General features: G+C 49.1%; 18 protein-coding genes. 11 read left to right on the top strand and 7 right to left on the bottom strand.

Annotated features, from left to right (window positions below; translation table 11 throughout):
• Nucleotides 1–459: 459 nt before the first annotated feature.
• A complete protein-coding gene (locus tag ACO0LD_RS27470; RefSeq protein WP_423011959.1) occupies nucleotides 460–930 on the top strand; it encodes a DUF6265 family protein in 471 nt (156 codons plus the stop codon).
• A 108-nt stretch (nucleotides 931–1,038) separates the two neighbouring features.
• On the opposite strand, the gene thrC is transcribed toward ACO0LD_RS27470, so the two are convergent.
• The 4 genes from thrC to ACO0LD_RS27450 form a co-directional block, all read right to left on the bottom strand.
• On the bottom strand, nucleotides 1,039–2,499 hold the full coding sequence (gene thrC / locus ACO0LD_RS27465; RefSeq protein WP_423011957.1) for a threonine synthase: 1,461 nt from the start codon (nucleotides 2,497–2,499) through the stop codon (nucleotides 1,039–1,041).
• Nucleotides 2,500–2,618: 119 nt separating this feature from the next.
• A complete protein-coding gene (gene fdhD, locus ACO0LD_RS27460; protein ID WP_423011955.1) occupies nucleotides 2,619–3,734 on the bottom strand; it encodes a formate dehydrogenase accessory sulfurtransferase FdhD in 1,116 nt (371 codons plus the stop codon).
• Between the two features lie 11 nt (nucleotides 3,735–3,745).
• Complete coding sequence (locus ACO0LD_RS27455; protein WP_423011953.1) at nucleotides 3,746–6,052, bottom strand: FdhF/YdeP family oxidoreductase; 2,307 nt, start codon at nucleotides 6,050–6,052, stop codon at nucleotides 3,746–3,748.
• Between the two features lie 132 nt (nucleotides 6,053–6,184).
• Complete coding sequence (locus ACO0LD_RS27450) at nucleotides 6,185–6,757, bottom strand: helix-turn-helix domain-containing protein (protein WP_423011951.1); 573 nt, start codon at nucleotides 6,755–6,757, stop codon at nucleotides 6,185–6,187.
• 206 nt (nucleotides 6,758–6,963) lie between these two features.
• Between ACO0LD_RS27450 and kbl the strand changes: the two genes are divergently transcribed.
• Genes kbl through ACO0LD_RS27435 form a run of 3 tightly spaced genes read left to right on the top strand, consistent with a single transcriptional unit; the run spans nucleotide 6,964 to nucleotide 10,578 of the window.
• The gene (kbl, locus tag ACO0LD_RS27445; protein ID WP_423011949.1) at nucleotides 6,964–8,169 is read left to right on the top strand and encodes a glycine C-acetyltransferase; all 1,206 of its coding nucleotides are present in this window, start codon (nucleotides 6,964–6,966) and stop codon (nucleotides 8,167–8,169) included.
• 9 nt (nucleotides 8,170–8,178) lie between these two features.
• Nucleotides 8,179–9,159 carry an NAD-dependent epimerase/dehydratase family protein gene (locus tag ACO0LD_RS27440; protein ID WP_423011947.1) on the top strand — a complete coding sequence of 327 codons (981 nt, stop codon included), beginning with the start codon at nucleotides 8,179–8,181 and terminating at the stop codon, nucleotides 9,157–9,159.
• A gap of 36 nt (nucleotides 9,160–9,195) precedes the next feature.
• Nucleotides 9,196–10,578: an L-serine ammonia-lyase gene (locus ACO0LD_RS27435; RefSeq protein WP_423011945.1), complete on the top strand. Its 1,383-nt coding sequence runs from the start codon at nucleotides 9,196–9,198 to the stop codon at nucleotides 10,576–10,578.
• A 35-nt stretch (nucleotides 10,579–10,613) separates the two neighbouring features.
• Here the strand turns inward: ACO0LD_RS27435 and ACO0LD_RS27430 are convergent, their stop codons facing one another.
• Nucleotides 10,614–13,103, bottom strand: coding sequence for a TonB-dependent receptor (locus ACO0LD_RS27430; protein ID WP_423011943.1), 2,490 nt, complete (start codon nucleotides 13,101–13,103; stop codon nucleotides 10,614–10,616).
• A gap of 147 nt (nucleotides 13,104–13,250) precedes the next feature.
• Nucleotides 13,251–15,320, bottom strand: coding sequence for a hypothetical protein (locus ACO0LD_RS27425; RefSeq protein ID WP_423011941.1), 2,070 nt, complete (start codon nucleotides 15,318–15,320; stop codon nucleotides 13,251–13,253).
• A 226-nt stretch (nucleotides 15,321–15,546) separates the two neighbouring features.
• Here ACO0LD_RS27425 and ACO0LD_RS27420 point away from each other — a divergent pair, with 226 nt between their 5' ends.
• Both ACO0LD_RS27420 and ACO0LD_RS27415 read left to right on the top strand, forming a co-directional pair.
• Nucleotides 15,547–15,861: a hypothetical protein gene (locus ACO0LD_RS27420; protein ID WP_423011939.1), complete on the top strand. Its 315-nt coding sequence runs from the start codon at nucleotides 15,547–15,549 to the stop codon at nucleotides 15,859–15,861.
• Nucleotides 15,862–15,982: 121 nt separating this feature from the next.
• Nucleotides 15,983–16,321, top strand: coding sequence for a hypothetical protein (locus ACO0LD_RS27415; RefSeq protein ID WP_423011937.1), 339 nt, complete (start codon nucleotides 15,983–15,985; stop codon nucleotides 16,319–16,321).
• Between the two features lie 50 nt (nucleotides 16,322–16,371).
• Here the strand turns inward: ACO0LD_RS27415 and ACO0LD_RS27410 are convergent, their stop codons facing one another.
• Nucleotides 16,372–16,818 carry an Lrp/AsnC family transcriptional regulator gene (locus tag ACO0LD_RS27410; protein ID WP_423011935.1) on the bottom strand — a complete coding sequence of 149 codons (447 nt, stop codon included), beginning with the start codon at nucleotides 16,816–16,818 and terminating at the stop codon, nucleotides 16,372–16,374.
• 163 nt (nucleotides 16,819–16,981) lie between these two features.
• Between ACO0LD_RS27410 and ACO0LD_RS27405 the strand changes: the two genes are divergently transcribed.
• The 5 genes from ACO0LD_RS27405 to ACO0LD_RS27385 all read left to right on the top strand — a co-directional run bounded on the left by ACO0LD_RS27405 (nucleotide 16,982) and on the right by ACO0LD_RS27385 (nucleotide 22,018).
• Nucleotides 16,982–18,073, top strand: coding sequence for a saccharopine dehydrogenase C-terminal domain-containing protein (locus ACO0LD_RS27405; protein WP_423011933.1), 1,092 nt, complete (start codon nucleotides 16,982–16,984; stop codon nucleotides 18,071–18,073).
• A gap of 144 nt (nucleotides 18,074–18,217) precedes the next feature.
• Nucleotides 18,218–19,729 (top strand): aldehyde dehydrogenase family protein, encoded by a 1,512-nt coding sequence (locus ACO0LD_RS27400; RefSeq protein ID WP_423011931.1) that lies wholly within the window; start codon nucleotides 18,218–18,220, stop codon nucleotides 19,727–19,729.
• Nucleotides 19,730–19,864: 135 nt separating this feature from the next.
• On the top strand, nucleotides 19,865–20,161 hold the full coding sequence (locus ACO0LD_RS27395; protein WP_423011929.1) for a helix-hairpin-helix domain-containing protein: 297 nt from the start codon (nucleotides 19,865–19,867) through the stop codon (nucleotides 20,159–20,161).
• Nucleotides 20,162–20,265: 104 nt separating this feature from the next.
• Nucleotides 20,266–20,748, top strand: a complete 483-nt coding sequence (gene iscR / locus ACO0LD_RS27390; protein ID WP_423011927.1) for a Fe-S cluster assembly transcriptional regulator IscR — start codon at nucleotides 20,266–20,268, stop codon at nucleotides 20,746–20,748.
• Nucleotides 20,749–20,764: 16 nt separating this feature from the next.
• Entirely contained in the window at nucleotides 20,765–22,018 is a 1,254-nt protein-coding gene (locus ACO0LD_RS27385; RefSeq protein WP_423011925.1) for an IscS subfamily cysteine desulfurase, read from the top strand.
• The last annotated feature ends 12 nt before the right edge of the window (nucleotides 22,019–22,030 follow it).

Below are 22,030 nucleotides of genomic sequence, written 5' to 3'. Positions count from 1 at the left end.
AGAAGCTGTCGGCGATTTGACCCAGTGTCAGGCCTTGGGCCATCCAGTACGTCAGACCATTTGGGTCTGCAGGACGGTTGAAGTAGGCGATGTAAAGCTTTTGGATGTCTGCTGCTGTGTTGGCCATTTAAGTGTCCTGTTTGATTATTGTTAATATTAAAAAAATGTACTATCCAGTGATTTCAAGCATTAAATAGATTTGAAGATCTTATTAATTTGCGAACGCAGATTAGCATGTGACATTATTTTTCAATGTGATGCCAGTCACATTAACTCACAATGTTACAGATATTTACTTCATTTCTATCGAATTTCATGTTTTATTTGCACCTTTAATAATCACACTTTAATTTCCGTATACTTTTTCAAATATAAAAATTTCTCATAGATATATACTAAAATTAAACGACTATAAACGACTATAACTAAGCCAAATCACCGTCAATAGGGGGAGGAAGCATGCGTTTGAAATTAATGGCAGCCGCTGGCGTAGCAATACTATCTGCAAATACAAGCTGGGCTGCGAATAGCATACAAGATGTGCAATGGCTGCAAGGCTGCTGGCAAGCGGCAGGTGCAGAAGCAGGTTCGGAAGAACATTGGCTGGCACCGGCAGGTGGCTCCATGCTGGGCATGGGTCGTACAGTGCGCAAATCCAAAACCGTCGCATGGGAATTCATGCGTATACAAGAAAATGCAGATAGCCTGGTTTTTACTGCCCTCCCCTCGGGTAAACAAGAAGCCAGTTTTCAATTACTGTCACTAGATAAGCAAAGAGTGGTTTTTGAAAACCCCAGGCCTGAATTCCCTCAGCGTGTAATCTATCAACTCAATGCAGACGGCAGTTTGCTAGGACGCATAGAGGGCAAGATGAAAGATCAGGAAAAGGGGATTGATTTTCCCATGCAAAAGATTAGCTGCAATAAGTAATATTGAATTGCTTTTCCAGCGTTTAATAAACACCCAATAAAAAAACCGCGCGATGCGGTTTTTTTATTGGGTGTTTGTTTATTGGATACTGCGACCAGAATACTTTCATTACAGACCGGTATTTTTTGCGATATAGGCCTTCATCGCATTTACATCGGCAGTCATGACTTCAAATCGTTGCGGCAGCGATTCTATATTTTCAAAGCCAGCCGGGCGTTCAGCATCGCGATTCAATGCCTCTTTGATCGTTTCATTGAATTTGGCTGGCAAGGCTGTTTCCAGTACAACCATAGGCACACCCTCTTGCAGGTGCTCAAATGCGACTTTGACGCCATCTGCAGTATGCGTATCAATAGTGATGTTAAATTCTTTCTCTACCTGGCGTATGGTTTGCAAGCGGTCTGCATGGACGGATTTGCCTGACACAAAACCAAACTTGGCAATCTTGTTGAATTCATCGCCATCACTGCCTGGCTTACCTGACAAATCAAAGCCACCTTCGGTTTCAACTTTTTTGAACAAGGCAGCAACACGGGTAGAATCCCTATCCAGCAAGTCATAGATAAAACGTTCAAAATTCGACGCCTTGGAGATATCCATGGATGGGCTGGTGGTATGCCAGGTTTCTGCCGATTTGCGTACGCGATAAATACCGGTGCGGAAAAATTCGTCCAGCACATCGTTTTCATTGGTCGCCACGACCAGTTTATCGATAGGCAAACCCATCATGCGGGCAATATGACCGGCGCAGATATTACCGAAATTACCAGACGGTACAGTGAATGAGACTTTTTGCTCGTTGCTGGTCGTCGCACTCAAATAACCACGGAAGTAATACACTACCTGCGCTACTACCCGTGCCCAGTTAATCGAATTGACCGTACCTATTTTTTGGCGGTTTTTGAATTCCAGGTCATTTGACACTGCCTTGACCATGTCCTGGCAGTCATCAAACACGCCTTCGACAGCGATATTGAAAATATTTGGATCTTGCAGGCTGAACATCTGGGCAGTCTGGAAGGCACTCATTTTCTTGTGCGGAGACAGCATGAAAACACGTATGCCCTTCTTGCCACGCATTGCATATTCAGCAGCACTGCCAGTGTCACCAGAAGTGGCACCAAAGATATTCAACTCTGCATCATTCTTGGCCAGGGTATATTCAAACAAGTTACCCAGCAATTGCATGGCCATATCCTTGAATGCCAGGGTTGGGCCATTCGACAAGGCTTGCAATACCAGCTTGCGGCCATCCTTGTCTTGCAATACACGCAAGGGTGTAATTTGCGCGGCGGATTCATCGCTGCGGGCATTTTTGTAGATATCTGACGTATAAGTTTTTTCTGCCAGCGCCCTTAAATCGACTTCGGGAATATCTGTGGCAAATTTTTTCAAAACTTCAAACGCCAACCCGGCATACGATAGTTTGCGCCACGCATCGAGTTCTACATCAGTTACCTGAGGGTAAGTTGTGGGCAGATAAAGGCCACCATCGGGAGCCAGGCCACCTAAGAGAATTTCCGAGAAATTTTGTGCTGCGGTATGCCCGCGTGTTGAAGCGTATTGCATAAGTCGACAGGATGAAGAAAGATTGATTGGAAGGATAGAACGAATATTCTTCCTATTATAACTTTCTTACAGGCCCAAAACCTCTGTAAATTTGGTGAAAATCCAATTTCATCCCTGCTTCATTCGGCCAGTAGTCTTTCTGGATGCGTGTAAACCACGTAACCATGTTGCCGTACAAAGCCGATCAGGCAAATCCCAGCCTGCTCTGCAAGATCAATGGCCAGCGCAGTTGGTGCCGATAATGCGGCTAAAATGGCAATATTGGCACGCGCTGCTTTTTGTACCAGTTCATAACTAAGCCTGCTACTCATCAGGACGAAACCTTCAATTTGCAACTTGGTTTTTACTTTTGCAATTGCCAAAGCACCAAGTAATTTATCCAGAGCATTATGCCGACCTACGTCTTCACGCAACACCAGAATTTCACCCTGCATATTGACCCAGGCAGCGGCATGCACAGCTCCAGTTCGTGAATTAATGGACTGCAAAGAACTTAAACCCTCCAGTGCTCTTAATAAACTGGCCTTGGATAATTGTTGAACAGATTTAGTTTTGATCGCTGGGATATCCATTTGCAAAGCCTGCAGACTATCTTTGCCACATAAACCGCAACCAGTATTACCTGCAAGATGACGGCGACGCTCTTTTAATGCAGCAAACCTCGCTGCCGATACCTGCATTTGCACCTCTATGCCCTGCACTTCTGGATTTGACTGGCATTCCATGTCATAGATTTCATTGGCATGGTCGACAATGGCCTCAGACAAGCTGAAGCCAAGGGCAAAATCTTCCAGATCCAAAGGAGTAGCCAGCATGACTGCATGGGAAATACCGTTATACACCAGGGCAATCGGTATTTCTTGCGCAATCTGGTCTATCAACTCGTCAGCAATCTGGTTTGAAAAAGCATGCCTTTGTACCTTGCGACTTACGACGCCTGTCTGCATCTCAGGCTCACCATCAGACTGGTCCGCTGTTGATTCGCAAACCCGCCGCCCTTCTTCAGTCAGGCTCAGTAAACTACGTTCACCATCTTGCTGCAGATGAATCCATCCTGCCCCCTTGTGCTGGCCGATAGATTTTTCACCCAGATACGCTATGCAACGCAGCAAAGTACTTTGCCGTACTCCCAGCTTTTTGCACAGACGTGGCAATGACAAAGCTTCTTTATGCTGGGCCAGTTCTGCCATCAAGGCATGACTGAGTTGATCCTGCGAATAATTAAGTGCTTCCATTGAAACCCGCATTAAACCTGCACTTGATGCGCGTGAATGATCACGGGTATCGATTTGGATGTGGGCGTACGTGCGTGATCAGCAAAGCTTGATAAAGCTACCAGGCCATTCGTTTCCGGGAAATAGGCTGCCAGACAACCCAGGGGAATATTGTAGGCCACCAGCATGAAACGCTTTGCCTGACGCTTTACACCGTCGTCACACAGGCTTTCCATATCTACCCAGTCACCTGCCTGCATGCCCAGAGCATTGATATCTTCCTGAGCTATGAAAAGCACGCGACGCTCACCGAATACGCCACGGTAGCGGTCATTCATGCCATAGATGGTCGTATTGTATTGATCATGCGAACGCATGGTGGCCAGATTGAAAACTGGCGACTGCCTGCTTTTGCGAGCCTTATGTATGGGCAAGTCAACCGGCACAGCATGAGTATTAAAATTAGCTTTGTTAGTTGCTGTTACCCATAGTCTTTCAGCGGCGGTATTACGCAAATGGAAGCCGCCCGGCACTTTGACACGTGCATTAAAATCGGCGAAATCATCAAACACGGCAGCGATTTTGTCACGTATGCGACTATAGTCAGCGAGCAACCATGCCCACGGCGTCTTACTGCGCTCTTTCAAGGTAGCTTGCGCCAGACGCGCAACAATAGCCACTTCGGACAGCAAATCTGTTGACGCTGGTGGATTGATGCCAGATGATAGATGCACCATGCTCATGGAATCTTCCACGGTCACCGCCTGCGGACCAGTCTCTTGAATATCTATTTCCGTACGGCCAAGGCAAGGCAGGATTATCGCTTCATGACCGCAAATCAAATGACTACGGTTGAGCTTGGTAGTGACATGCACGGTCAAAGCGCAATTTTTCAGGGCTTTGTGAGTGACTTCTGTATCTGGTGTCGCAGTAGCAAAATTCCCGCCCATGCCAAAAAACACCTTACCGCCCTCACCCAACATGGCCTCAATAGCACCCACGGTATCATGACCATGTTTTTGCGGCGGCGTAAAATCAAATACCTGCCCTAAGCGCTCTAGAAATGCCTGCTTCGGTTTTTCTATGATGCCCATGGTGCGGTCGCCCTGCACATTACTGTGACCACGCACTGGACATGGGCCCGCACCAGGGCGACCGATATTGCCACGCAAGAGCAGCAGATTAACTATCATCTGTATGGTTGCCACAGAATGCTTGTGCTGGGTGATGCCCATGCCCCAGCAGGCGATGACCTTACCAGCGCCCATATAAGTATCTGCTGCACGTTGTATCTGCGCCCTGTCGAGGCCGGACTCGCGGATAATGACATCCCATGATTCTGCCAGCGCCTCGGTAGCAAACTGCTCAAAATTGGCCGTGTGCTCAGCGATGAATTCTGCATCAATGACTCTGGCGCGCCCTTCTACCTGAGCCAGTTGATCCGCTTCCAGTACACATTTGATCATGCCTTTGACGGTTGCCAGATCCCCGCCAATTTTCAACTGGAAATAATCAGATGAAATAGTCGAAGACTGATCTGTCAGCATATCCAGCGCATTTTGCGGGTTCTGGAATTTTTCCAGGCCGCGCTCACGCAAGGGATTGAAAGAGACAATGGCAGCGCCACGCTTGGCGGCAGAACGCAACTCGCCCAACATGCGCGGGTGATTGGTGCCAGGGTTTTGCCCAAAAATCAAAATCGCGTCAGCAATCTGGAAGTCAGACAGCAATACCGTCCCCTTACCCACACCTATGGCTTCCCGCATGGCAAAGCCAGAAGGCTCATGGCACATGTTTGAACAATCAGGGAAATTATTGGTACCAAATTCACGCACAAATAACTGGTACAGGAAAGCAGCCTCATTACTGGTACGGCCTGAGGTATAGAAAATTGCATCATCAGGCGTTGGCAAGGCATTCAGGCGAGTCGCGATCAACTCAAAAGCCTGATCCCAGCTAATGACTTTATATTTGTCGCTGAGGCGGTCATATTGCATGGGGTGGGTCAAACGCCCCTGCGCTTCCAGCCAGTGATCGGATTTTTCCGTCAGCTCGCTGACCGTTAAACTGGCAATCAATTCTGGCGTGGCGCGACGTGCTGTCGATTCAGCCGCCACTGCCTTGGCACCATTTTCACAAAATTCAAAGGTCGATGTGTGATCGGCGTCTGGCCAGGCACAACCCGGGCAGTCAAAACCATCTGGTTGATTGGCGGACAGCAGCGTCAACGCCCCTTTGCCGGGTATGCCTTGCTCTATGATTTGCTGGGCAACGCTTTTCAATGCGCCCCAGCCACCTGCTGGCCTGTCATAAACTTTAATTGTTTCATTCTTACTCATACTGCTTAATCTCCACGCAATTGGGCTTGATGCAACCACCATTATTGCAGTCAGATGGCAAATATTGCGTGGCGAACAAGTTTCTAAGCCCAAATGTTACCAGAATCCATAACGCAGCATAGCTATTGCTAGTTACCGATGAATAACTACCAGCAAAGCCTTGGCCTCGGTTTTACCTAAATTGCGTATCGCATGGTTCTTATCAGCGTTATAACGTGCAGTTGCTCCCAGTTTCAGCTTTTTACACACGCCATCTACTTCAACTTCAATACTGCCATGCAGTAAAGTCAAATGTTCGGATGCACCAGGGTCATGAGAATTCGACACCAGCGCGCCGCCCGGTGCCAGGGTCAGCTCATACCACTCATATTTACCCGCCAACTCCATAGGACCAAGTATGCGCAGGATATAGCCTGCATGCTCACCCGGCAAGGTAGGTGTTTCATGGGATTCCAATACCCGTATCGTATCAAGCTTGGGTGATTCTGATGACAATAGCTCCGCGATACTGACACCCAGGGCATTTGCCAATCGCCACGCAACGGCTATAGTGGGATTAGCCTTTTCTCTTTCTATTTGGGATAGCATGGACTTTGACACGCCAGCCGTACGCGACAAATCCTCCAGCGTCAGGCCACGTTCCAGACGCATTTTTTGCAAAGTCGCGCCCACTTCTGGTGGGGTATTGGGTAAAACTTTTTTCATAGAGACTCTTGCATCAGTAAAAAAGCTAGCTTAATATTCGATATATCGAACTTCAGTTCTAGATATTGAATTATTCAATTATTTTAGAAATTTCCAACAATAGTGTAACAGTGCCATTGATATGCAAGCATGAAATTGCCAGCAATTCATCCAATTAGCTGCAAATAATCAATCCGTACAGCAACACGACAGAATCAGGGGACATCATGAGTCAGAACACTTCCAGAACAAACTTCATCAGCAGTTTAGCTGGCAATCTGGGCAATTTGCGCGAACAAGGTTTGTACAAGGCAGAGCGCGTGATCGCCTCCCGCCAGGGCTCTGAAGTCACTTGCGATGATGGCCGCAAGCTCATCAATTTGTGCGCCAACAATTATCTGGGCTTGTCTGGCGATGAATCCATGGTGCAGGCATCCATTGCGGCGACTGAGCAATATGGCTATGGTTTGTCGTCTGTACGCTTTATCTGCGGTACACAAACGGTGCACAAGCAGCTGGAAAAAGCACTCTCCAGCTTTCTCGGCACTGAAGATTGCATCCTGTACGCAGCAGCATTTGATGCCAATGGTGGCGTATTTGAACCCTTGTTTGATGAAAACGACGCCATCATCTCCGATGCACTCAATCACGCTTCCATTATTGATGGCATACGCCTGTGCAAGGCAGCACGTTTCCGTTATAGCCATAACGACATGGCGGATCTGGAAAAACAATTGATAGCTGCCGCTGACAAGCGCCACCGCATCATCGTAACTGATGGCGTGTTCTCCATGGATGGCACGATTGCCCAGCTCGACAAGATTTGTGACCTGGCTGACAAATATGATGCACTGGTCATGATAGATGAATGCCATGCATCCGGCTTCATGGGCGCGACTGGTCGCGGCACCCATGAACATCACAATGTCCTGGATCGTATCGATATTATTACAGGCACTTTGGGCAAAGCGCTGGGTGGCGCCATGGGCGGTTTCACGGCAGCACGCAAGGAGGTCATCGACACCCTGCGTCAAAAATCCCGGCCTTACCTGTTCTCGAATACTCTTGCGCCATCCATAGCCGGTGCCTCGCTGTCTGTTTTGGAACGCCTGTCCAGCTCCACCGAGCTGCGTGACCGTCTGCACGCGAATACAGCGCATTTCCGCCGTGAAATTGAGGCTTTAGGCTTTACCATCAAGCCGGGTACCCATCCTGTCGTTCCCGTCATGCTGTTTGATGCGCCGGTTGCACAGAAATTTGCTGCACGCCTGTATGAACTTGGTGTACTGGTGACAGGCTTCTTTTACCCGGTAGTTCCCATGGGACAAGCCCGCGTGCGTGTACAACTGTCCGCCGCACATACAACTGAACAATTAAATACTGCCCTGGCTGCATTTGCCCAGGCTGGTCGCGAATTAAACATCATTAAGTAAGGGATATCCATGGAACGAGTATTAGTGATCGGTGCCAATGGCCAGATCGGCAGTGAGTTGGTCGAAGCACTGGCAAACCAGCATGGCGCAGATAACGTCATCGCCGCCGACATCAGGCCAGAGAGCCTGTATGGCGCAAAAATCTATGAAGTCATTGATGTATTAAATACAGAAAGACTGGCGCAAGTCGTCACTCAATACGACATCACCCAGGTTTACCAACTGGCAGCCATGCTGTCAGCCACTGGTGAACAAGCGCCGTTGAAAGCCTGGACCTTGAACATGGATGGCCTGCTCAACATACTTGAACTGGCACGCACCCGCAATGAAGCTGGCAAACCCCTGAAAGTATTCTGGCCATCATCGATTGCTGCATTCGGCCCGAACACGCCGCCAGTCAATACACCACAATACACAGTGATGGACCCAAGCACCATCTATGGCATCAGCAAACTGGCTGGCGAACGACTGTGCGAATATTACTTCCAGAAATATGGTGTTGATGTCCGCAGCATACGTTACCCAGGCATCATCAGCTACAAATCACCCCCGGGCGGCGGCACCACTGACTATGCGATAGCGATCTTCCATTCAGCTCTGCGTGGCGAAACCTATGAATGCTTCCTGGAATCAGAAACCAGTTTGCCCATGATCTACATGCCAGATGCGATACGCGCCACTATTTCATTGATGGATGCGCCAGCGGCCAAACTTTCTATACGTTCTTCTTACAATGTTGCGGGTTTAAGCTTTAATCCACGGGAATTAGCGTTTGCAATCAAACAAAATTTGCCTGCATTTGACATACACTACGCGCCTGACAGCCGTCAGGCAATCGCCGCATCCTGGCCACAGAGTCTGGATGACACAGTAGCGCGAGCAGACTGGGGCTGGCAAGCACAAGTGGGCCTGCAACAACTGGTGGAAGACATGCTGAAGAATATTCGTGTCGATCAAAAGGAGTTGAAGGAATTGAACCAGGCCGCATAAATAATTATCAGAGACAAGTAAAAAAGAGGTGAATTGATGGACATGCGTGTATTCGAATTATTTAAAATAGGCGTGGGTCCGTCCAGTTCCCATACGGTAGGCCCCATGCTGGCGGCCCGCCGTTTTTTACTTGAATCTGCCGATCTGTACAAAGCATCCAAAATACAGGTAGCGCTGTATGGCTCACTCGCCTTGACGGGCCATGGACATGCGACTGACAAAGCAGTGTTGCTAGGCCTGATGGGTGAGACGCCACAGGACGTGGTTCCTGAAAGCGTAGACGAAAAACTCGCTAACCTGGCGACGTCAGGAAAATTGAATTTATTGGGTGAGTACCCCGTCAAGTTCGATGTAGCCGCAGATATTCTGTGGTTCAAGCAAGAAGTATTGCCTGGCCACCCGAATGGCATGAAGTTCATACTGAGCCGCAATGATGGCAGCAGTTTTGAAAAAATCTATTACTCTACCGGTGGTGGCTTCATTTATTCCGCAGAAGAACTGGCGAATACCAATACCTCTGAGAATACCGATAAAAAACCCTTGCCCTATCCTTTCGCGACCATGGCAGAATTGCTGGCGCATGGCAAGCGTACTGGCCTATCCATCACGGATATGTTGCGCGCTAATGAAAATGTATATTGCACGGATGAAGAACTGGATGCTGGCCTGGATAAAATCTGGTCTGTCATGAAAGGCTGCATCTCACGCGGCTTGCAAACATCCGGTGAATTGCCTGGTGGCTTGCACGTCAAGCGCCGCGCTGCCAAATTATGGCGCGCGGCCAATGAAACTGCTGACGTATTGCCGCATGATGGCCTGCACCGTGTCAGCCTGTATGCCATGGCAGTGAATGAAGAAAATGCTGCTGGTGGCCGTGTCGTCACTGCTCCTACCAATGGCGCAGCTGGCATTATCCCGGCGGTGTTGCGCTATTACGCAGAAGACTGCAAACCCAGCCATCCAGAACAGGGCATACGCAATTTCATGCTGGCAGCGTCTGCCATAGGCATGCTATGCAAAACCAATGCCTCCATTTCTGGTGCTGAAATTGGTTGTCAGGGTGAAGTCGGCGTAGCATGCGCCATGGCTGCTGCTGGCCTGACCGCTGCATTGGGCGGCACCAATGAGCAAATCGAATCAGCCGCTGAAATTGGCATAGAACATCACCTCGGTATGACTTGCGACCCTATCGGCGGCCTGGTGCAAATCCCCTGCATAGAACGCAATGGCATGGGAGCAGTCAAGGCCATTACGGCTGCGTCACTATCTTTGCGCAGCGATGGCACACATCATGTCAGCCTGGATGACGTGATAGAAACCATGCGTGCGACCGGTTTCGACATGCAGGCCAAATACAAGGAAACTTCATTGGGTGGCCTGGCAGTGCATGTAGTCACCGTCAACTACGCAGCCTGCTGATATCTCAAAGTCAAATGAAGCACTGCACCAGTGCTTCATTCCTTGCCCTTAGCTCCAAAACTGTAACGCACACCCAGCCATATCATGCGTGGCGCACTGGGGGTATAGAAAGTCGTCCCCTTGCTGTCAGAATTACTGTAACCGCCATTAGCTGCGATTGCATAAGGGCCAAGCTGTCCAGCCGTGTAATAACGCTGATCAAACAGATTGCTGACATTGACAGAGAATTTCCATTGCGGGTTTGGTCTATAGCTCGCAGACAGGCTGACGACTGCATACCCCGGCATATTACCCGAGCCAAAATTTTTCAGGCCATCAGGTACATGGGCATTGTTTTCATTGCCTCGCACAAAACTCTTGCCTACACCCAACACTTCAATGCCGGCCGAGGTTTGTGCATTGAATTCATAATTTGCATGAGCTTTAAAAATTTGTTGAGGGATCAGTGGTATCAAGTCACCAGGCTTAACGCTGATATTGGCATTGGCATTTGCCAGGCTGTTATTTTGCGAACCCAGGATATCTGTACTCTGGTAGCTTGCTTTCATCCAGGTGTAATTCAACCCATAACTGAAATTATCCTGGCTGCTCGCAACACCTCCCTCAAAGCCCTGCCGTCTGGTTTGTCCAAAGTTCTTGAAGTAGCCAGTCGCGGCAGAATTGGCCACGAACAGGATGTCATCTTCGTTGATGCCCCTGAAAACACCTGCATTCCATACTATCTTGCCAGGCAACTTACCACGCAGGCCAGCTTCCCAGGTTTTGGAAATCACCTGCTTCAATGCCGGGTCACCCGCCATGGAATTTGGCAAGCGGCAGCCAAAGTCAGGGTCAGCACAACCCAGCTCTATGGAGGTTGGCGCCCTGCTGCTCTCGCTATAACCTCCATAGATATTCATGGCGGGATTTGCCACATAGCTGACACCGACAGCCGGATTAAACCGCCTGAAAACATGATCCCCATCCAGGGAACCACGTTGAGCACCCTTGGTCGTGGCGTTGTTATAGGGGTAAAGTCGGTCAGTATTTTTGAGGCTGGTGTTATTGTAACGGGCTGACATCGTCAAATGCCAGGCATCTGCCAACGTCAGGGTGTCGCTGCCAAACAGGCTCCAGGTCCTTGTTTGCCCATCCAGATTGACGCGCTGGTCAAAAGCATTTTCAGAATTCTGTGTACCATCTGCATAAGCATTGACAGCGGTGATGCTGCGATCAGGGTTCAGATAGCCAAACTGGCTGGCCTGATTAAAGCTGGTGCGACTGGCATCATAAGCAGCACCGAAGACCATCTGGTTACTATATCCAGGTGCCTTGGTTAGTGAACTCAATTGCGCACTAAGACCATAATTTTGCTGGCGGGTGTTGGTATTGGTAATAATGCCTGTGCATTTTTCATTGGGCTCAGTATTCGTACCCGCCTGGGCAATACAGCGCAGACTAGGAAAGGAGAAAGCAGAGCTGGTCCTGCTGTTGCTACTTTCAATCACCGGATTATAAGCATGCGCCTGCAGCCAGTTCTTGTCAGCCGTTTGTCCGGTGTAATACAGGGATTCACCCAGGGCTTCCTCATTCAGGTCACCATTCATGGTGGCAGTATGGGTATTGCGGTAGTAGGCATTTCCGGATAACTGCAACTTGTCACCGAGATTTGTTCTGGCTTCCAGATTGATGAAACTGGCCCGGTTTTTTGTCACATCTGGTAGTGTGAACACGCTTGCATAGCGATTATCCAGCAACTGTTGTTCCTGCGACCCATTACCTGTCATCTCACTGCTGGCCCATGCATAGCCAAGCTTGAGTTCGCTTTTGCTGTCATGCCAGCCCAGCTTGCCAAAGAATTGCCTGAGTTTTGATGGAGAGGCATCCCGCCAACCATCTTCCCGATATTTATTAGCAGTAAAGTACCAGTCCAGGCCTTGCTGATTTGCGCCGCCATGCTCAATACTGAGATTGCGGCGTGCGTACGAACCTGCGCCTAGCTCCAGCGAAGTTCCGGCATCATGCCCGCCATCTTTGGTTTGCAGCGATAAAGCACCACCAAGTGTATTGAGGCCGAATAAAGGGTTTGCTCCCGATATCAGCGTCACGGAAGAAATAGCTGATTTTGGAATCAAATCCCACATCACCACATCGCCAAATGGCTGATTCATACGCACGCCATCCAGATAAACAGATAATCCTTGTGGTGTACCCAATAATGGCGATGCGGTGTAGCCACGGTAGTTCACATCATTCATGAAGGGATTGCCCTGCACATCATTGACATGCACGCTGCCCAGATAGCGGTTAAAGAAATCAGAAATATTCAGCGCTCCGCTTTTCTCCATATCTTTGCTATTGGCAGTTTGCACAGCGGCCGGGATTTGCTCCTTATTTAAGCCCGTGCCAGGCAAGGCGGTGATGCCTATGATTTCCACTGGAGGACTGATGATGATTTCAGTAGCAGCACCGGCCTGATCAGCGAGGCCGGAAAGAGATAGGGCAAAAACACAGAACAGGGGTTTGGGGAAAAGCAAGGAATCCATAGTCCACACATTTGCTATTTTATTAATTTAATTATATATAATACAATAAATAAGAAATAGACAAAAAAATTCACCCCAAGTGTGGCCTCAGAGTGACATTTGAGAAATGTGGACAAACTATAATTAGTAATTGACGGCAGCTCTATATCAGGGCTGCAAAGAAAAGCCCTTTTGCCCCGCCTGCCAAAGCAGGAATGCCCAGTTGTCTGCCTGCTCAGCCAGGACATCCGCCTTCCAGGCATTCGCGAAATCAGTACGGAATAATGCTGGTTTGGACTTAATCACATTTGCTGCCTGCAAGCGTGCGACAAATTTGCTGCTCATCCAGATCGGTGTATCAGCAACACCAAAACGTGCAGAGATCAGGGCAGCAGGATAAGACTGACCATCGCGCAAGCTAAGATAGGGATTGCCGTTTACAAGCCTGGCCTTGTCTGCCGCAGTCATTTTTTTGGATTTACCATTGCCTGTTGACTCAGACTGCAAAGCTGCACTTTGTATCGCAGCAAATAATTCTGGACGCTGGCTGATTGCTTGTGCCAGCCAGCGCTTACCCGGGCCAGACTCTTGCGTGACCAGTTTCCCGGAACTGGTATAGCCTTCACTGACCAGATAATCTGCCGCCGTAAGAAATTCATCAAGCCCATCGTTAGCGCTTTTTTGCTTGAGACTCTCATTTGCAGGGACATAGACTATCGCCATCACAGCGTCCTGCTCCAGCCAGGCCAGGCGCAAGGCGTCGAATTTCGCCAACTTCGACAAACCCGTACCAGTTTCCATCGTCAGCAATAAGGGATGCTTACCATCGAGCTCCATGCCTTGCGGATATAAGAGTGTCAGTGCAATTTGTTTATTGCTGCCCGGTTTGGTGATGCTCAGGTTTTTGCTGGCGATGCGATGAAAACCAACTTGCGGCGAACGGAAAACTTCTACATTTTTGACTTGCCCACCTGCCAGAGCTCGATAAGACAAGGGTGCAGCATTCGCCGCCTCCAATATAAACAAAGCACCATCGGTGTCTATATCCGCATTCAATTCACTGATACGACCAGAATAAGGCAAAGTCAGCTCTTCCTTTTTGCTGCCATCCAGCTCAGTTTTGATGAGCTTGCTATAACCAGCTTCTGCCACATGCATATACAGCGCATTTTTTGCCACTGCCATACTCAACAACTCATCGCTCGTAGCTGGTACCACTTCCTTCGCAGCACTCAACTGTGGCGTTTTTAAATCCAGCTTCAGGATTGCTCCTGTGCTTTTCTTTTTTGCTGATAGCAGATAGAACTGCTCACCTGCCAGCCAGACATTCCTGAGTTTGTCTGTTGGACCAGCCAGTCGTTGCCAGGCAGTTGCCGCACCCTTTAGCTGATCTTGCTTGACCAGATACAAGCTGCGATCCTGACTTTGCCCGTGCTGAACCTCGGCCAACAGATAAGGAGAATTCATGCTGCTTTTAATCGACACCACATCGCTGGCAGCAAACCGCCGGCTCTTGCTGACACCCGGACCTATGAGTGGCAAATCTGTTTCCAGCTTGCTTCCCAGCACATGCTGCCAGACCGCGCCACGATCTGCGCCTGGCTTGACTGGGGACTTGCGATAGTAAATCGCGGTCGAATCAGGTTTCCAGGCAATTTCCTTGCTGTCAGCAGCAATATTATCCAGATTGTCCTTGAGCATGCTTGCGTCAGTAGTCTTGATAATACGCAGACTGTGCCGCTGCCGTCCGCTATTCAACAAATCGACAGCGACATGACTGCCATCCAGAGAAGGCGTAAAAAATCCTATGCCCTGTCCTGCTTCTGTCAGTAGCAGCAGGCGTTCGGCATTCGTGGCGGCGTTACGCATGAATAACTGTTGCCGATTATCAGCTGTAGTACGGGTAAAAAACTGCATGCCACGCACCTCGATCAACCTGCCTTCACCAAATTCTGTACTTTGTAAAACCTTGAGGCGCTTCAGCAAGGCATCGCGCCCGCTGATGCGTGCCAGAACGGCGTTGCCAAAATCAGTCTGCTTCTTCATCCAGGCACGGACTTGAGTGTCACTTAAGGATTCCAGAAAACGGTATGGGTCAGCCACCGCTTCAGTTTGCCCAGTCGCCGCCTGTCTGGGTAAGGCTGGGTAATCACCCCAGGCTTGCAACTGGGCATGGGCAAATACTGGCCAAATGCCGAGTATCAATAAAAACTGTTTTATATTCTGTTTTGCTAGCATGCCGGCTCCAAGCCCCTATTTCCTGACAGAGCTACAGTATCCCTCACACCTGCATAAAATTGCAAAAATCGCCTGCCTTTTTTAGGACGGGCTTCACTGCTCATGTTTCAATTCTTGAATTTCGTCCCCTGCTTTCTGCATTTCATCGCAAACGCATGGCAAGCACAGGGCAACTTGCTTAAAGTGCTTATATCGCAAGACCACATGAAGAATCAGGGAGAAAAAAATGAATATCGTCAAGAAAACCAATTTAACACTCTTAACCATTTTTGCATTTGCTGCTACCATAGTGCCAGTGGCTACATATATTAATAAACTTACTGAAAAAACAAGCATCTCCACAGTCACAATAACAGCGCAAAGACTGACAGAACAACAAAAGATAGCTTTTGACGTCGAACAAGCTGGTAATACGATGCAAACTGTCTTCATTGCTGCAAAACGCCTCAGCACTGAAGAAAAATTCGCACTTGACCAGCAAGACAGACAAACCCAACAGGCAAAAGTGCGTGTACATAAAAAACCGCAATTGCTTGTTTAAAATTTCCTATCCAAAAGATTTACTTTTGCAAAAATTAGCGTAAAGCTCACTCACGGCTTATTGAGTGTTTGTAGTGATAATGGTTTTGACACCCGCAGCACTTATTAATTTGCAGGCAATCATGTTAAAAAAATCTATTTTCTTGTGCGTGCTGTCTTCCACCTTGTTGGCTGGCATTGCCTTTTCACAAGATTTTATGTTCGATCCGTCCATTCCTACCCAGAATGAAGATCAGGACAAGACAACAGAAGTGATGCAAGAAGCGCCAGCGCAAACATCGGCAAGCCCAGCCCCACTGCAACTGGACAGAAGCGGAGTTGATCGCGCATCCGTGCATTTACAAATACTGCAGCAATCGAATCAGCGCTTTACTGACAATCCGCAACCAGTACCTGCGGCGGCTAAAAAGACTGCTTCAGAAGATAAAAAATCACAAGCCAAGTCGGCCAGCAGCACTTAATCCCGCTTCCGTCATCCCGAATATTGCCTTATTCGGGTATCTCTCCATCCCTACAGCGCTCCGCGGTCTATTCTTTTACTCAGTATGACCGATGTTGAAGTCTGCCTGACACCATCGAGTGCACCTATCTGATCCAGCAATTTATCCAAAGTTTCTGTATTGCCACACCGCAGTGTCAGCATATAGTCAATGGCACCACTGACTGCGCATAAGGTCTCAGTCTCGGGCAATTGCTGCAGGTATTTGATCAAGCCAGCTGCATATCGCGCTTCTACCGACAAACCAACATAAGCCCTGACAGCAGGCTGCACCATTTTCTGGTTCAGCTTTAAGCCGTAACCGGCTATGACACCGCGCTTCTCCAACGCTGCAATACGGGCGATTACCGTGGTCCGCGCTATGCCTACCGATTTGGCAATGCTGGTGACTGGCAGGCGTGCGTTATCCATCAGCAAGGCCAGGATTTTGTCATCTATCTCATCAAGATCAGGTTTCATATCGTCATATTGTCCAATTATTTAGACATATTATCTCGCAAATACACAATATGACGATAACTTTGCTGCTATTAACTGACAAAACTTCGGCCTAGACTTCAGTATCAATCTTGCATTTCCATTCACAACTCATTTACAACACAAACATATACTGGAGACAAACATGACAACCAAACTAATACTTCTGGGTGCAGGCAAAATCGGTGATGCTATTCTCAATTTGCTGTCCCATACTGGCGATTATGAAATCACAGTTGCAGACCGTGACCCGGAACGCCTGAAATATGTAGAGCAAGCCGGCTTCCCGAATACCCGCATCGTACAAGCCGACCTGGGCGATAAAGCGGCAGTCACAGAATTGATACGTGGTCACAAAGTCACCATGTCTGCCTGCCCTTACTTTTTGACGCCCATCATCGCTGGTGCAGCGCGTGAAGCAAATTCCCATTATTTTGATTTGACTGAAGACGTGGAAAGCACACGCATCGTCAAGCAGTTGGCCGAAGGCGCAGATTGTGCCTTCGTGCCACAATGCGGCCTGGCACCAGGCTTTATCTCTATCGTGGCCAATGATGTTGCCAAGCGTTTTGAAACCCTGCGCGATGTCAGCATGCGCGTTGGCGCCCTGCCCACCTTCCCGAATAATGCACTGAAATACAATCTAACCTGGAGCACTGACGGTCTGATCAATGAATATTGCAATCCTTGCGAAGCCATAGTTGATGGCGAATTGCGTGAAACTGCAGCTCTCGAAGAAATCGAGCATTTCTCCCTGGATGGCATAGACTACGAAGCCTTCAATACTTCCGGCGGCCTGGGCACTTTGTGCGAAAGCCTGGAAGGCAAGGTACAAAACCTGAATTACAAGACCGTGCGCTACCCTGGTCACCGCGACATCGTCAAAGTCTTGATACGCGACCTGCAACTGGGCAAACTGGAGCGCCGCCCTATCTTGAAAGAAGTCATGGAAACCGCTATCCCTATGACCAAACAGGATGTGGTGCTGGTCTTTGTCAGCGTTGTCGGCATGCGTGATGGTCGTCTGGAGCAAGAATCCTATGCCAAGAAAATCTATGCGCAAAAAGTCAATGGCCAATTGTTGTCGGCCATACAGTTGACAACTGCCTCTGGCATTTGCGCCATGGTTGACCTGGTGGTCACTGGCAAATTGCCACAGCATGGCCTGGTACGTCAGGAACAAGCGGATCTGTCAGACTTTTTGGCAAATCGCTTTGGTCAATACTACGCCGCGTAGTCAGCTGGCATTACTGAACTGGGCACAAGATCACTGGCAGAGCTACAATACGGCCACGGCATTGAGCCTACCCAATAAACTGCTTAAATACAGGCTTTCCAAAAGAAAGCCTGTATTTGCTAAAAACGTACCGAGGCAAACAAGATGGAAAACACCACTTTGCAAGCAATCCTGAAAGAGCTTGATATCAATTTAAGCGATTATCAGGGTAGCGACATACACAGCATCTCCCCTATAGATGGCAAAAACCTGGCCAGCCTGCGCGCTGACACTGCGGCAGAAGTCAAACAACGCGTAGACCGCGCCCATGCTGCATTTTTGCAATGGCGTAATGTACCGGCACCGCGCCGCGGTGAATTGGTGCGTCTGTTCGGTGAAGAATTGCGCACTCATAAGCTGGCACTGGGCCAATTGGTGACACTGGAAGCAGGCAAAATCCTGCAAGAGGGCTTGGGCGAAGTACAGGAAATGATCGATATCTGCGATTTCGCAGTTGGCCTGTCGCGCCAGTTGTATGGCCTGACTATTGCGTCTGAGCGCCCTGGCCATCGCATGATGGAACAATGGCACCCTATAGGTGTAGTCGGCGTGATTTCTGCCTTCAATTTCCCGGTCGCGGTCTGGGCATGGAATGCAGCACTGGCTTTTGTTTGCGGCAATAGCGTGACCTGGAAACCGTCTGAAAAAACCCCGTTGACAGCCATCGCTACCCATGCCCTGTTCATGAAGGCAGTTGCCCGCTTTGGCAGCGATGCTCCGACAGGCCTGGCAGAACTGATCATAGGTGGACGCGATACTGGCGCACAAATGGTAGAAGACAAGCGCGTCGCCCTGGTCAGCGCCACTGGCAGCACCCGTATGGGCCGCCAGGTTGCTGAAGTCTGCGCCAAGCGTTTGACTCGTACCATCCTTGAGCTGGGTGGCAATAACGCCATGATCGTTGCGCCTAGTGCGGACCTGGAAATGGCTGTTCGTGCCATCACTTTTTCAGCGGTCGGTACGGCTGGACAACGCTGTACTACATTGCGCCGCCTGTTCGTGCATGACAGTATTTATGACACGCTGGTGCCGCGCCTGAAGAAAATCTATGCAGGTCTGCCAGTCGGCAATCCTCTCGAGAAAACGACTCTGGTCGGCCCATTGATTGATGCAGGTTCTTTTGATGCCATGCAAAGTGCACTGGCTATCGCGAAATCCGAGCAAGGTCAAGTGTTTGGCGGCGAACGCACCGTAGTTGCGGGCAATGAAGACGGCTTTTACGTCAGCCCGGCGCTGGTAGAAATGCCATGCCAGACGGCGTCCATGCACCATGAAACATTTGCGCCCATCATGTACATCGTACGTTACAGCGATTTGCAGCAAGCCATCAACTTGAATAATGAAGTGCCGCAAGGCTTGTCATCTTCGATATTCACAACCGACCTGCGTGAAGCCGAGACCTTTGTCTCTGCTGCTGGCAGTGACTGCGGTATAGCCAATGTCAACATCGGCCCTTCAGGCGCAGAAATTGGTGGCGCATTTGGTGGAGAGAAAGAAACTGGCGGTGGCCGTGAATCTGGTTCCGATGCATGGAAAGCCTATATGCGTCGCACTACAAATACCTTCAATTACAGCAACTCATTGCCATTGGCACAAGGTATCAGCTTTGATATTTGATTTGATATGTGATCCAGATCAAATTGATTAGTTTTAAGAAGACCGCCTTTTGGCGGTCTTTGACTTTATAGCGTCGAGAATTCGCCTTACAATTTCTTAATTAGGAAATCGCTTGGCAGGAGCAGCAAAAGATTTATGAAAAAAGCACTTACTTGCACTGACATCAGTCAATTGGAACAATTGCCAAACGTCGGCAAGGCAACGGTTGCCGACTTACATGTACTGGGCATTACTGATCCTCAGCAATTAAAAGGGCGCAATCCTTACCAGATGTACGATGAACTTTGTGCCGGGACCAAAGTCAGGCATGACCCCTGTGTCTACGACGTTTTCATTTCCATAGTAAAATTCATGGATGGCGAGCCACCTCTGGCCTGGTGGCACTACACCGCCGAACGCAAAGCTCACCTGGCATCCCCCTCCTCACTATAAGCCTATTCCTGACAAGATTACTCAAGTTTGCTATACTTGACTAAAATGCTCAACAACTCAGGGCATTCGGCTTTTTCTTGCGTGGAGTATCCCCGGAGTAACATATGCGACTGACCACCAAAGGACGTTTTGCCGTGACGGCAATGATAGACCTGGCCTTGCGCCAGGATAAGGGACCAGTGACTTTGGCCGGCATTAGCCAGCGCCAGGACATCTCCCTGTCCTATCTTGAGCAATTGTTTGGGAAACTGCGTCGCCATGAAATCGTTGAATCCGTGCGTGGACCTGGCGGCGGCTATAATCTTGCCCGCAAGGCACAAAATGTCACCGTTGCCGATATTATCATCGCCGTTGATGAGCCTCTTGATGCAACACAATGCGGTGGCAAAGGCAATTGTCATGGCAGCGACCATGAAAATGGCCTGCACTGCATGACGCACGACCTGTGGGCGACGCTGAACGCCAAAATGGTCGATTACCTGGATTCTGTTTCGCTCCAGGATTTAGTCAATCAGCAAAGACAAAAAGCATCAGAAAACCATGTAGTCGTCATGCACCACTCGCATGCCAGCCACATTGCCTCTTGAATATTTGGAGTTTTGAATGAACGCCCCTTTGGAAAAAAACCTGCTGGATACACTGAAGTCACCGCATTTCCCTATTTACATGGATTATTCGGCGACAACGCCGGTTGACCCACGTGTTGCGGACAAGATGATTCCCTTCTTGCGTGCGCAATACGGCAATCCTGCATCACGCAGCCATATGTATGGCTGGGATGCAGAAAAAGCCGTAGAAGATGCGCGCGCGCAAGTGGCTGACCTGGTCAATGCTGATCCGCGTGAAATTATCTGGACTTCCGGCGCGACAGAAAGCAATAACCTGGCACTCAAAGGTGCTGCAAACTTCTACAAGGCCAAGGGCAAACACATCATCACGGTCAAAACCGAGCACAAGGCTGTGCTGGATACCGTGCGTGAACTGGAACGTCAGGGCTTTGAAGCTACTTACCTGCAACCTGGCGACAATGGCCTGATTACAGTAGAGCAGTTGAAAGCAGCTATCCGTCCAGACACCATTCTGGTTTCCGTCATGTGGGTCAATAATGAGATTGGCGTCATCCAGCCTATCGCTGAAATTGGTGAACTATGCCGTGAAAAAGGCATCGTGTTCCATTCCGATGCAGCCCAGGCAACTGGCAAGGTACATATCGATCTGGAAAATACCAAGGTTGATCTGGTCTCTTTCTCTGCCCACAAATCCTATGGCCCGAAAGGCATAGGCGCGCTGTACATACGTCGCAAACCACGTGTACGTCTGGAAGCACAGATGCACGGTGGCGGCCATGAACGCGGTTTCCGTTCTGGTACACTGGCTACGCATCAAATTGCTGGCATGGGTGAGGCTTTCCGTATCGCCAAGGAAGAAATGGATAGCGAACTGGCGCATGTACGCACCATGCGTGACCGTCTGGCAAAAGGCTTGCAAGAAATTGAAGAAACCTATGTCAATGGCGACATGGAACACCGTGTACCCCACAACCTGAATGTCAGCTTCAACTATGTTGAAGGCGAATCCCTGATCATGGCGATCAAGGATATCGCAGTATCGTCCGGTTCTGCCTGTACCTCTGCCAGCCTGGAACCTTCTTATGTATTGCGCGCACTGGGTCGTAGCGATGAACTGGCACACAGCTCGATACGTTTCACCATCGGTCGTTTCACGACAGAAGAAGATATCGACTTTACGATAGACCTGTTGAAGACCAAGGTTGCCAAGCTGCGTGAATTGTCACCTCTCTGGGATATGTACAAGGACGGTATCGATATCTCCACTATCCAGTGGGCTGCGCATTAATTCAATATTGAA

The organism is Undibacterium sp. Ji83W (assembly GCF_049340385.1).
GTDB lineage: Bacteria > Pseudomonadota > Gammaproteobacteria > Burkholderiales > Burkholderiaceae_D > Undibacterium.
This window is presented reverse-complemented; position numbering and strand designations above follow the sequence as displayed.